Below are 13167 nucleotides of genomic sequence, written 5' to 3'. Positions count from 1 at the left end.
GGTGACTTACTCCAGGGAAGAGGTGCGGTACAAGAGGTGAACTGGGCTCAGAACTGCAGCGACTTCGTGTGCAGATACTCCGCGAAGCCGTGCGCGCCGAGCTCCCGGCCCACGCCCGACTTCTTGTAGCCGCCGAACGGGGCGAGCGGGTTGAAGCTGCCGCCGTTGATGTCGACCTGCCCGGTGTCCATCCGGCGGGCGAAGGCCACGGCCTCCTCCTCGGTGCCTGCCCAGACGGCGCCGGCGAGGCCGTAGACGGTGCCGTTGGCGATCGCCAAGGCCTCGTCCTCGTCCGCGTACTTGATGATCGACAGGACCGGGCCGAAGATCTCCTCCTGGGCGATGGTCATGTCGGGGGTCACCTCCGCGAAGACGGTGGGGGTGATGAAGTAGCCCTTTTCGCGCGGGGATTCGGGACCGCCCGCCACGATCTTGGCGCCCTCGGCGATGCCCTTCTCGATGTAGCCGCGTACGCGCGCCTGCTGCTTGGCGTTGACGACGGGGCCGATGCGGTCGCCGTACTTGGCGGCGGCGGCCGAGGCGAGCTGGACCGCGTCGTCGTACTGGTCGGCGTGGACCAGCATCCGGGTCCAGGCGCTGCAGGTCTGGCCGGAGTTGTTCATGACGTTGGCCACGCCGACGTTGACGGCCTTGGCGAGGTCCGCGCTCGGCAGGATGACGTTGGCGGACTTGCCGCCGAGCTCCAGGGCGACCGGCTTGATCGCGGCGCCGGCGGTCGCGCCGATCTGCTGACCGACGGCGGTCGACCCGGTGAAGGAGACCAGGTCCACGCCCTCGTGCTCGGCGAGCGCCTGGCCCGCGACCGGGCCGAGGCCGGTGACGAGGTTGAACACGCCCGCGGGGAAGCCCACTTCGTGCACGGCCTCGGCGAAGAGCTGGGCCACGAGGGGGGTGTCCTCGGCCGGCTTGAGGACGACCGTGCAGCCTGCCGCGAGCGCCGGGGCGACCTTGGCGACGACCTGGTGCAGGGGGTAGTTCCAGGGGGTGATGGCGCCGACCACGCCGACCGGTTCGAGCAGCACCCGGGAGTTGCCGATGCGCTCCTCGAAGGTGAAGGAGGCGGCCAGTTCGGCGTACGAGCCGGCCACCGCGATCGGCACGCCCGCGTGCACGAACTGGGCGAACTGTTCCGGCGAGCCGAGCTCGGCGGTCACGGTGCGGGCGATCTCGTCCTTGCGGGCGACCAGTTGGTCGCGCAGGGCGGCGATCAGCGCGGCCCGTTCGGCGGGCGGGGTCGCGGCCCAGCCCGGGAACGCCGCGCGCGCGGCACGTACGGCAGCGTCGATGTCCTCGGCGGTGCCGGCCGGCACCTGGGCGATCACCTGCTCGTCGACCGGATTGACGACCGCGATCGTGTCCGTGCCCGCGGCAGGGCGCCATGCGCCGCCGATGTACATCCCGTCGTGTGCCGTCATCGCCATCCTCCTGGAGTTCGTCGTGCCCGACTAAACTAGCGCTGTTAGTTTTTTGGCGCCAGGGGGGTCCGTGCCGCCGGCGAGACCTTCTCCGGCGTCCCCGACTCCCGCATCCCCGAGGCCTTCTCCGGCATGGCCGAAGAGTGGTGGTTCTCGATGACCCAGGCGCCCTTTACCCGCTTGTACACGAAGGTGTAGCGAGCATCCACCGTCTCGACCGCGCCGGTCTTCGGGTCGGTCAGGGTGAAGCGGTACGTTCCCGCGTCGACGGCGTGGCGTGCGTCCAGGACGTCGACCACGGACTTGGTGATCGTGGCCTCGGGGTCCTTCCGCAGGAAGTGCTCGAAGTAGTCGACGATCCCGGCCCGGTCGGTACGGACCTCGTTGGACAGGGTCGGTATGAGGACGCCGTCGGCCGCGTAGCGGTCGGCGACCCGCTCCGGATCACCGGTGTCCAGGGCCGCCGCCCACTGCTTGAACAGGGCGCGTATTCGGGCCTCGCTCGGCTTTCCGGCGGGCCGTTCGACGGCGGCGGCCCGTGTGCGGTCGGTGGCCCGTGTGCGGTCGGCGGCCCGTGCTTGATCAGGGACCGCCACGGTCCGGTCGGGGATCGCCGCGGCCCGGTCGGGGGCCGCCGCGAGGGCGGTCACCCCGGCGCCGGTGGCGAGCAGGGCGGCGGTGGCGACGAATGCGACGGCTCGGCCGCGGTGCCGGCGGGTCATCGGCTCAACTCCACTTTGGTCGGCTGCAAGATCACCCGACCCTTGCGCACCGCGCCCGCCCGGCGGTAGGGCGTGCCGCGCACCTTGGCTGGATCCCCTCGCCAACTCCCCCCGAAATGCAGGGACATTGCGGCGCCATGACAGACTCATGACAAAGCCCCAACTCCCTTGTTCTACGCCCGTAGCGCGGCCAGTCTGCTGATCACGACGGGAACGGAACACACCGCTCCCGACCGTGTGCGCAATCACGCGTGCACCCCCCACTGTTGTGCCGCCCACCCCCGGGCGTGCCGCCTAAGAGGAGGACTCCCTCGTAATGGCCATGCAGCGCAGCAAGAAGACCGTGATCGCCGCCGCGATCTCGACCGCCACCGTCGCCGCTCTCGTCGGTGGGCTCACCGCCCTCCCCGCCCAGGCCGCCCCCGCCGAGGCCACCGTGCTCGGGGCGGGCTCCGCCACCGCGGTCAAGGGCAGCTACCTCGTCACCCTGAAGCAGGGCGGCTCGGGCCTCAAGGCCGCCTCGGCGCAGGGGAAGGAGCTGATATCCGAGCACGGCGGCACGGTCCGCAAGACCTTCAAGTCCGCCCTGAACGGCTACGAGGCCGGCAGCCTCACCGCGCAGGAAGCGAGGAGACTCGCCGCCGATCCGGCGGTCGCCTCGGTGGAGCAGAACCAGCGGGTCCGGTCGGACGCGACCCAGTCCAACGCCCCCTGGGGCCTGGACCGGATCGACCAGGCGAACCTGCCGCTGTCCAGCACGTACACCTACCCGGACAGCGCGGGTTCGGGCGTGACGGCGTACGTCATCGACACCGGCGTACGCATCTCGCACGCCGAGATCAGCGGGCGCGCGGTGAACGGCTACGACGCCGTCGACGGCGACACCACCGCCCAGGACGGCAACGGCCACGGCACCCATGTGGCCACCACCATCGCGGGCAAGACCTACGGCGTGGCCAAGAAGGCCAAGATCGTGGCGGTCCGGGTCCTGGACAACAACGGCTCAGGCACCACCGCGGGCGTCATCGCGGGCATCGACTGGGTGACGAGCAACCACGCGGCGGGCGCCCCCGCCGTCGCCAACCTGTCGCTGGGCGGCGGGGTCTCCACGACGCTGGACAACGCGGTGAAGCGGTCCATCGCGGACGGCGTGAGCTACGCGGTCGCGGCGGGCAACTCCGGCGCCAACGCCTCCTCGTCCTCCCCCGCCCGGGTCGCCGAGGCCATCACGGTCGGCGCCACCAGCAACACGGACGCCAAGGCCAGCTGGTCCAACTACGGCTCGGTCCTGGACATCTTCGCGCCGGGCGTCTCGATCACGGCGGGCTGGAACACCAGCGACTCCGCGACGAACACCATCTCCGGTACGTCGATGGCCACCCCGCACGTCGCCGGTGCGGCGGCGATCTACCTCGCGGGCCACACCTCGGCCACTCCGGCGCAGGTCGCCACGGCCCTGGTGAACGGGTCCACGCCGAACAAGGTGACCAGCCCGGGCTCGGGTTCGCCGAACCGGCTGCTGAAGATCGTCTCGTAGCGTTCCCGCAGGACCGCTCATGAGTCCCCCGGAGGCTGCCGGCGCCTCCGGGGGACTTCCCTGTCCGCCCGCGGTCCGCCCCCGGCCCGCCCCCGTTCCGTCGTCGCCGGAACCAGTAATTCGCCAGTAACGGCGCCCTCCTACGTTCGGGCCACCCCCGCCCCGCACCCTGGAGGAGCCAACCCCATGCCCCTGCCCCGATCGCCCCGGCGCGGCCGCGCCGCATGGGCGGCGTCCGCCGCCGTGGTCACCGCGGCCGCCCTCCTGATGGGCTCGGCCCCGCCCGGCGCCACGGCCGACGACCCCGCCCGCGCGTCTGCCGCTGCCTCTGCCCAGGTCGACTCCGCCGTCCTCGACACCGTGGAGAGCGGCAAGGACGCGACCTTCTTCGTCGTCCTCAAGGACCAGGCCGACCTGTCCGGCGCCCGGCGGAAGGGCGGCCACGCGGCGAAGGCCAAGGCGGCCTTCAAGGAGCTGCGGGCCGAGGCCACGCGCAGCCAGCGGCCGCTGCAGTCCTTCCTGGACAAGGAGAAGGTCGGCTACGAGTCCTTCTGGATCGCCAACACCCTGAAGGTGACCGGCGACGAGAAGCTCGTCGAGCAGCTGGCCAAGCGCTCGGACGTGGCGAGCATCCGCAAGGAGCGCCGCTACACCCTTGAGGAGCCGAAGACGCAGGCTGCGGTCGCGTCGGCCGCCGAGCCCGAGTGGGGCGTCAAGGACATCAAGGCCGACCAGGTGTGGTCGCAGTACAAGGACACGGGCGAGGGCATCGTCGTCGCCAACGTCGACTCCGGTGTGCAGTACGACCACCCGGACCTGGTGGCGAACTACCGGGGCAATCTGGGCGACGGCACCTTCAGCCACGACTACAACTTCTACGACCCGACCGGCCAGTGCACCGGCGGCGTCCCCTGTGACAACAACGGTCACGGCACCCACACCATGGGTACCATCGCCGGCGCGAACGGCATCGGTGTCGCCCCTGGTGTGAAGTGGATCGCCGCCAAGGGCTGCGAGGCCAGGGAGTGCTCCGACACCTCGCTGCTCGCGAGCGGCCAGTGGATCCTCGCCCCGACCGACGGCAAGGGTCAGAATCCGCGGCCCGAGCTGGCCCCCGACATCGTCAACAACTCCTGGGGCAGCAGCGGCGCCAGCTCGTTCTACGAGGACATCGTCAAGGCCTGGAACGCCGCCGGGATCTTCGAGTCCTTCTCGGCGGGCAACGACGGCGACGGCACGACCTGCTCCACCGGCGGCTCCCCCGCCGCCCAGCCGGACACCTATGCGGTGGGCGCGTACGACGTCAACGGGAAGATCGCGAACTTCTCCGGGTTCGGCCCGTCGCCCGTGGACAGCGGGGTGAAGCCGAACATCGCCGCGCCCGGCGTCAACGTCCGCTCGGCCTGGCCGGGCAATGCCTACAAGGCCATATCCGGTACGTCGATGGCCTCGCCGCACGTCGCCGGTTCGGCGGCGCTGCTCTGGTCCGCGGCGCCGTCCCTGATCGGGAAGATCGACGCGACCCGGGCGCTCCTGAACGACGCCGCCCGCGACGTGGACGACACCCACTGCGGGGGCACCGCCGACTTCAACAACGTATGGGGTGAAGGGAAGTTGGACATCCTCGGGTCGGTCGCAGACGCGCCGCGCGCGGGTGCCGCGATCGTCACGGGCACGGTGACCGACAAGGCCACCGGGAAGCCGGTCGCCGGTGTCTCGGTGGCTGCGGCCGGGCCGACCACGCGGACCGTGCTGACGGCCGCCGACGGTACGTACCGGCTGGTGCTCAACGCGGGGACGTACACGCTGACCACCAGCGGCTACGGCTGGCAGAGCGTGGCGGAGAAGGATGTCGTGCTCGAAGCCGGCCAGTCCGCCGCGCGTCCCGTCGCGCTCAGCGCGGCCGCCACGCACGCGGTCTCGGGGACGGTCCTCGACGTGGCGGGCAAGCCGCTGAAGGGCGCCTCGGTGAGGTTCACGGACGCGCCGCTCGACGCGGTGACCACCGATGCGTCGGGGGCCTTCAAGTTCCCGTCCGTGGCGGAGGGTTCGTACACGCTGACCGCGACGCCGACCGCCCCGGTCCTCTGCAACGGCGTCTACAGCGGCAAGGTCTCCGTCGACGGCGACGAGGCCGTGCGGGCCGCGCTGCCCGCCCGCACCGACGGTGCGACGTACCAGTGCACCCCGGCGACGTACGGCTGGATCGGCGGGGCCACGAAGGTCGCGCTGTCCGGTGACGAGAACGCGAAGGCCGTCGAGCTGCCCTTCCCGGTGGACTTCTACGGCGTCAAGTACACCAAGGCGTACGCCACTTCGAACGGCCTGCTCAACTTCCTGGAGCCGCGCCTCGGCGACTACGCCAACACCGCGCTGCCCGCCACCGCCAAGCCCAACGGCGTGATCGCGGCCTTCTGGGACGACCTCACGCTCGACTCCAGGTCGACGGTGAAGACCGCCGTGACCGGGAGCGCGGGCAGCCGGAAGTTCGCCGTGGTGTGGACCGACGCGGCGTTCGCCTCGGCGACCGGCACCCGCGTCTCGTTCGAGATCGTCTTCGAGGAGGCGAGCGGGGCGATCGTCCTGCAGTACCAGGGCATCGGGTCGACCGCCCTCGAAACGGGCGCCAAGGCGACCGTCGGAGTCGAGGACCAGGCGGGCACGTTCGGCCTGGGCTACTCCGTCAACGAGGCCGTGATCGGTGACAAGACCGCCGTCCGCTTCTCCCGGAAGGGCTGAACTCCCATGAGCAGCAAGCACACCAGCAAGCGGGTGAGCCGGAACGGCCTGCGGCTCGCCTCCGCGCTCGTCGCGGCCGGGCTCGCCCTGACCGCCCTGCCGGGCGCGGCCCTCGCGGACGACGGCGGACCGCTCACCCTCACCGAGGAGCAGGCCGAGCGGCTCGGCGAGCAGCTGAGCGTGGACCCGTACGAAGGTGCCGCCGAGGCCCCTGAGCCGAAGGCCGGTAACTCCCTCCAGGAGACCGGCACCGCATCGGGGCTCACGCCCACCCGGGCCGGCGGCTTCGAGACGGTACGCGGACTCGCCGACACCGTGCCGCTCGCCGGGACGGGCGGCGGGTACGCCGTGGTGCACGCGCTCGGCAACATCAGCCGGGTCGACGCCGAGGGCAACACCGTCTGGCAGCGCGACAACTACTCGCTGCACGACGAATGGCAGGTCACCAACACCCGCCCCTGGCAGCCGAATCCGTATCCGGCGCGCATCACCATGGGCTACAGCCCGCTCGCCCCGTCCTCCACCGGCAACGGCAAGGGCTACGCGACCGGCGACCTGACCGGCGACGGCACGGCCGACCTCGTCTTCACGGCCGACGTCGGCACCCTGCCGTACCGCCCGTTCAAGGCCCCCGGCACCACCCTGTCCACCGGCACCTTCGTGACCGTCCTCGACGGGAAGACCGGCACCACGCTGTGGAGCCAGATCTTCGCCGGCGGCTACCAGATCGCCCTCGTCGACAAGACCCTGGTGGTCGCCGACTCCCCCGGCGTCAACACCAGTTCACCGAAGGAGGCCACCACCACACTGCAGGCCTTCACCTTCGCCTCCTCCGGGGGCAAGCTCACCGCCACCAAGGCCTGGTCGTACGACACCGGGGAGCGGGCCGCCCGCTGGGGCGCGCTGAAGGACATCGGCGGCGGGCAGATCGCCGCGGGCTGGAACAAGAAGGTCGGCACGACGATCGAGGGCCACGCGCTGGTCATCGACGCGGCCGACGGGTCGAAGAAGTGGCAGCACGACGGATCGCTCTACCCGCGGCAGTTCGCGTACGACGCCGCGCGCGGGCGGCTGCTCGCCGTCGAGCAGGCCGACTACACGGTGGGCGTGCGCTACGAACTGGCCGCGTACGACCCGAAGACCGGAGCGCGCACCACCCTCGACGAGCGGGTCAACGCGGCTCCCCTCGCGCTGCTGCCCGGCGATCTGACCGGTGACCGCAAGGCGGAGTACGCGGTCAGCGAGGCGACGCTCGACGACAACGGCTTCCTCAACGCCACCACGGTCCGGGCCCTGGACGGCGGCGACGGCTCCACCGAGCTGTGGTCGCACACGGTCAAGCGCGACGAGGAGGACCACCGGGACGGGCCGGTGGCGTTCGGGCTGAAGATCGCGGACCGGCAGCTTCTGGTGTCCTCGTACACGAAGGAGATCAAGGGCGCGGCGGGCTTCGACGCGCTTCGCTCCGGGGCGCTGACCGCCTACAACGGCCGGGACGGCGAGGTGCGTTGGGAGAAGCGCGGCCCGGTCGCCTCGACGAGCAACGCGCAGGTGTTCCGCGCGGATGACGAGACGTACGTACGGACCGTCGACGGCGACCAGAACGTCCGCGAGTACCGGGTGGCCGGTGGCCGTGAGAGCGGCAAGGTCCCGCTGACCGGTGATCTGACGGAGGCTCGGAGCACGGATCTCAACGGGGACGGCGTCAAGGACGTCATCACGGGCGGCGAATCGCACGGCCTGTGGGCCTACGACGGCGCGTCGCTGCTCAAGGGCAAGCGCAAGCAGCTGTGGAAGGCCATCCTGCCGGGCAGTGTGCACCGCCTGGAGCTCGCCGACACCGACGGCGACCGCAAGCCGGAGGTACTTGTCGCCGCCGAGACCGAGGCGCTGGTCGTCAACGCCCGTACCGGCCGGATCAAGGAACGCATCGACGGGCACGGGCAGTTCGTGTGGTCGGTGGCCGGTGCGGACCTGGACGGCGACCGGGACGCGGAGGTGCTCGTGCCGACCGACAAGGTGCGCGCGTATCGCGGCAGCGGCTCGCGGCTGTGGGAGTACGCGGGCCCGCAGGGCGTCGTCTTCTCCGACGTCACGGTGTCCGAGGGCACGGTGCACGTCGCGTACAACAGCGTGGGCGCCCTGGACGTCGAGTCGGCCGCCGTCGGCGGGGTCGCGCTCAAGGCCCGCGACGGCAAGGTGAAGTGGAAGGCGGAGCCGAAGGCCGCGGACGGCGGGAGCGTGGTGGCGGCGCAGCTCGCGAACTCCACGTTCGCCTCGTCGGAGATTCCGTACGCGGACGGGCACGCGGTCGTCTACACGTGGATCGTCCGGGATGCCGCGGGCAAGGACCTGTCCGAGCGGGTGGAGATCCGGGACGGGCGCACGGGCGAGGTGGTGAAGGCGGCCGAGCACGGCGGGCCCTTCGTGCACGGCAGCTACTTCACCGGCGAGGAAGGCCTGATCGAGGCCCGCGCGGTGACGTACTCGACGTTCCGCAAGGGCGGCGAGGTGACCGAGGTGAACACGCTGCCACTGGTCACGTCGGGGCAGTTCGTGCGCGGGCCCGGCGGGCAGCGGCTGCTGCTCGGTGCGGTGCAGGGCGGGATCTATCTGTACGATCCCGCGATCCTGTCCGGCGAGGTGAACTACCCCGACCAGCTCGCCAAGATCAGCGCGTACGAGTGCGGCGCGAACTACGCGTCCGACCTGGACGCTGACGGCGTGGACGAGGTGGTGCTGCTCAATCCGGACGACCGGGGCGACGACCAGGTGATCGAGCTGTCGGGTGGGCGGGTGCGCGGGTCTTCGCAGCCGGTGCACGGGCTTGCGGTGGTGAAGCTGGGTTCCTCGTGACCGTCTCGCCCGTCATGACGCCCGGCTCCTCCTGAGCTCCCCCTGAGCTCCCCCTGAGACCGGGCCGGGTCCCCCGCCCGGCCCGTTGGCCGACCCCCGTGTGCTTCCCTGGCGCCGGGGGTCGGCCGTATGCCCGGCCCCGCTCGGCCGCATGTCCGGCCCGGATGGATGGCGGTTACAGTGCTCGCCTGATGGACGACGCGAGCCCGCCGCACCGAGCCGCCGCCGGCCCGAGCCCCGGCGGGACGCCGCCACTGCTCCGCGTGCACCTTTTCGGCGGTTTTCGGGTGGAGCGCGAGGGTGGGGCGCCGCTCGCCGACAAGTGGCCGAGGCCGAGCGCCCGGGCCCTGGTAAAACTCCTCGCGGTCTCCCCCGGGCATGCGCTGCACCGGGAGCAGGCCATGGAGATCTGCTGGCCGGACGCCGATCCGGGGGCGGCGCTCGGCAGTCTGCGGGTCGCGCTGCACGCCGCCCGGCGGGCGATCGAGCCCGAGCTGGCGCCGCGTGCCGCGTCCTCGTACCTGACCGGCGAGGGAGCGCTGCTCCGGCTCGACCCGGCGGCGGTGTGGATCGACGCCGACCATGCGGAGGGGCTTGCGGGGAAGGCCCTCGCGGGCGGCGGGGCCGCCGAACTGGCCGCAGCACTGGACGCTTTCACCGGTGAGCTGCTGCCCGAGGACCGGTACGCCGCCTGGGCCGAGCCACGCCGGGAGCGGCTAGGGGCGCTGCGCGAGCGGGTGCTCCTGGGCCTGGCCGGGGCGCGGCTCACCGAAGGCGATCCGGAGGCGGCCGCGGCCGCCGCGGAGCAGGTCCTGGTGGTGAGCCCCGCCGAGGAGCAGGCCCATCAGGTGCTGATCGAGGCGTATGCGCGGCAGGGGCTGCGGCGGCGGGCGGTGCGCCAGTACCACCTGTGCCGGGAAGCCCTGGACGCGGAGTTCGGGGTGCGCCCGGGGCCCGCGACGGAGCGGCTGCACCAGGCGGCGCTCGCCGCCTCCGCCCCGGCCGTGCGGACCGCGCCTCCGGTGCTGCCCGCGGCGCTGCGGACGGCGGCTGCGACGCCGCTGCGAGGTCGCGACAGCGAGCTCGCCTCGCTGCTCGCGCCGGACGCGCCGCCCGTCCAACTCCTCACCGGGGAGGCCGGGTTGGGCAAGACCCGCCTTGCCGGTGAGGCCGCGCGGCGGGCCGCGGCCGGTGGGGCGGCGGTGCTGTGGGGCGCGGGACATGACGCGGAGGGGCACACCCCGTACGGCCCGTTCGCCGAGGCCCTGGACGGCTGGCTGGCGGACCGCCCGGCGGCCGAGCGGGCCCGGGCCGGCGCGGAGTACCCCGAACTCGCCGCACTGCTCCCCTCCCTCGGCCGGGTCCGCACCACGCCGGACCGCAGCCCCGAGGAGGAGCGTGACCGCCTGTTCCGGGCGACGGCGGGCCTCCTTGCCGAACTGGCGGCGCAGCAGCCGGTGTTCCTGGTTCTCGACGACCTGCACGCGGCGGACGCCGGATCCTTCCAGCTCCTGAGCCACCTGGCACGGCGAGCGGCGGACACGGGCGCCCGATGCCGGTTCGCGGTGACCTACCGCGAGGAGGAACTCGGCGCCACGGACACGCGGCGGGCGGGGCTCGCGGCGCTGGAACGGCAGGGGCTGGCGCGGAGGATCGGGTTGGGGCGGCTCGATCGTGCGGCCTGCCTGGCGGTGGCGGAGGACGCCTGGAGGGGTGCGGGGCCGGGGGATGGCGAGGCCTTCTGCGGTGGGGCCTTCGGTGGTGACGGGGCGCCCAGCACGGAGGCGGGCCGGACGACGAACGCCCCGGACACCGAGCCGACGAAGCAGGGGCGCCGAACCGGCACGACGCCGGGCAAGCCGGAGACCGGCACGGCAGCTGGCCGCACGGACACCGGCGCAGCGACTGGCGGCACCGAGACGCACCCGGCGGCCACCAGCCCGGACGCCGAGACGACGCGACACCGACCCCGGGCCCGCGCGCATGCCGGTCCGCCGGACTCCAGCCCTGCCACGGCACCGGCACCGGCACCGGCCCATAATCTCGCCCGGGTCTGGGACCTCTCCCTCGGCAACCCCCTCTTCGCCATCGAGCTCGCCCGCGTCCTCGGCGACGGCACCCCCGCCGAGGAGCTCGGGGCGCCCGAAGGGGTGCGGCAGTTGGTCGGGGAACGGTTCGCCCGGCTGGGTGCGGCGGCGCGGCGGATGGTGGAGGTCGTGGCCGTCGCGGGCGGCGAGGCGCCGCTCGGGGAGGTGCTCGACGTGGCCGCGCGCGGGCTGCATCCGCCGCTCGGGCAGGCCGAGGCCGCCGAGGCCCTGGACACCGCCGTCGCCGCCTCACTCATCGCCGAGCGTGAGGTCGTCATCGGCGGCCGGCCCGCACCGGGGCTCGCCTTCCGGCACCCGCTGGTCCGGCTCACCTGCTACGAACAGCTCTCCGGCATCCGCCGCCGCCAGCTGCACTCCGCCTTCGCCGAGGCCGTCCTGCGGCTCCGCCCGGCCGCCGTGGACGCGCTCGCCTCACACTTCGCCCGCGCCGACGACCCCCGCGCGGCCGAGTATCTGCGCCGGGCCGCCGAGCGTGCCGCCGCCCTGTACGCCAACGACACCGCCGACCGCTACTACCGCGACCTGGTCGCCCGCCTGGACGTGGACGCCGCCCGCGCCCGCCTCGCACACAGCCAAGTGCTCCGCCGCATGGGCCACTTCGCCGAGGCCACGACCGTGCTGCGCAAGGCCCTCGCGGAGTTCGAGCTGCGCGGCGAGCGCGACGACGAGGTCCTCGCGGCGGCCCAGCTGGCGGAGACCCTGGTCAAGTCGCGCACACCAGAGCTGGGCGGCGAGGTCCTGCGCAACTACGCGCCGCGCGCGGACACCGCCCCGCAGCCCGCCGCCGCGCACCATGTGGCGCAATCCGTGGTGCACTTTGTTCTCGGCAGGTACGAGGACGCGTACGAGTCCGCGCGGCGGGCCCAGGACTCCGCAGGCCGAGTGACGGGCGCGCCCGGCCAGGGACTTGTGGCCCGCGCCCTCGCCATGCAGGCCAGCTCGCTCGGCCTCGCGGGAAGGTTCGCCGAGGCGCGCGCGGCCGCCGATCAGGCGCTGGCCCCGGCGGAGGCGTACGGCGATCCCACCCTGCTCACCAGCGTCCTTTCCATCCTCCGCGAGAACGCCCGGCGCGGCGGCCGGCTCCATGAGGCCATCGCGATGGGCCGCCGCGCCCTCGATCTCGCCGAGCAGTCCGGCGATCCGACGGCGGCGGCCTTCGAGCGGGCCAACCTGGCCGAACTGCACCTCCTGGTAGAGGAGTTCGACGAGGCCGGGACGCTCGCCGAGGCGGCCGTGCACGGCGCCGAGTCGGACGGCGAGTGGTGCCTGCCCTACGCCCTTGCCGCGCTGGCCCGGGTCCGGATGCGTACCGACGAAGGCGACGCGGCGGCCCTGCTCGCCCGCGCCGAACAGGCCGCCACCGACCGGGGCGACCGCCAGGCCCGCCACGAGGTCCGCACCGCCCGCGCCGAACTCGCCCTGCGTCAGGGGCGGCCCGCCGAAGTCGCCGACCTGGTGGACGCGCACAGCGCCCCGCTCCTCGCGGCCTGGGCGCACGCCCTCGCCGGACGGCACGCGATGGCCCGTGAGCTCGCCGAGACCGAGGCCGCCCTTGCCGAAGCAGCGGGCGAGCGGGTCGCCGAGGTCGAGCTGCGCGTCGTACGGGCCCTCGCCCTGGCGGGGCTCGGCGAGCACGAGGCAGCCCGGGCGGGCTTCGCCGAGGCGGCGACGCTGGCGGCCGGGCTGCCCTATCCGGCGGGCGTCAGCCGAGTGGCGCAGGTCCGCGACATGACGTGAGGCGGGACAGGTACAGCGATCGCTCGCCTCCC

At 73.0% G+C, this 13167-nt stretch carries 6 protein-coding genes; 4 read left to right on the top strand and 2 right to left on the bottom strand.

Features of this window, described 5'->3' with window-relative positions; all coding sequences use genetic code 11:
* Nucleotides 1-47 precede the first annotated feature (47 nt).
* Nucleotides 48-1436, bottom strand: a complete 1389-nt coding sequence (locus OG430_RS38250; RefSeq protein WP_327357243.1) for an aldehyde dehydrogenase family protein — start codon at nucleotides 1434-1436, stop codon at nucleotides 48-50.
* A 44-nt stretch (nucleotides 1437-1480) separates the two neighbouring features.
* Nucleotides 1481-2158 (bottom strand): SgcJ/EcaC family oxidoreductase, encoded by a 678-nt coding sequence (locus tag OG430_RS38245; RefSeq protein ID WP_327357242.1) that lies wholly within the window; start codon nucleotides 2156-2158, stop codon nucleotides 1481-1483.
* A gap of 316 nt (nucleotides 2159-2474) precedes the next feature.
* Between OG430_RS38245 and OG430_RS38240 the strand changes: the two genes are divergently transcribed.
* The 4 genes from OG430_RS38240 to OG430_RS38225 all read left to right on the top strand — a co-directional run bounded on the left by OG430_RS38240 (nucleotide 2475) and on the right by OG430_RS38225 (nucleotide 13135).
* Nucleotides 2475-3695, top strand: coding sequence for a S8 family peptidase (locus tag OG430_RS38240; RefSeq protein ID WP_327357241.1), 1221 nt, complete (start codon nucleotides 2475-2477; stop codon nucleotides 3693-3695).
* Nucleotides 3696-3881: 186 nt separating this feature from the next.
* On the top strand, nucleotides 3882-6434 hold the full coding sequence (locus OG430_RS38235) for a S8 family serine peptidase (RefSeq protein WP_327357240.1): 2553 nt from the start codon (nucleotides 3882-3884) through the stop codon (nucleotides 6432-6434).
* A gap of 6 nt (nucleotides 6435-6440) precedes the next feature.
* A complete protein-coding gene (locus OG430_RS38230) occupies nucleotides 6441-9290 on the top strand; it encodes a VCBS repeat-containing protein (protein WP_327357239.1) in 2850 nt (949 codons plus the stop codon).
* 191 nt (nucleotides 9291-9481) lie between these two features.
* Nucleotides 9482-13135, top strand: coding sequence for an AAA family ATPase (locus OG430_RS38225; protein ID WP_327357238.1), 3654 nt, complete (start codon nucleotides 9482-9484; stop codon nucleotides 13133-13135).
* The last annotated feature ends 32 nt before the right edge of the window (nucleotides 13136-13167 follow it).

This window comes from Streptomyces sp. NBC_01304 (genome assembly GCF_035975855.1).
GTDB lineage: Bacteria > Actinomycetota > Actinomycetes > Streptomycetales > Streptomycetaceae > Streptomyces.
Note: the sequence above shows the minus strand (reverse complement) of the source record. Positions and strands in the feature narration are given on the sequence as shown.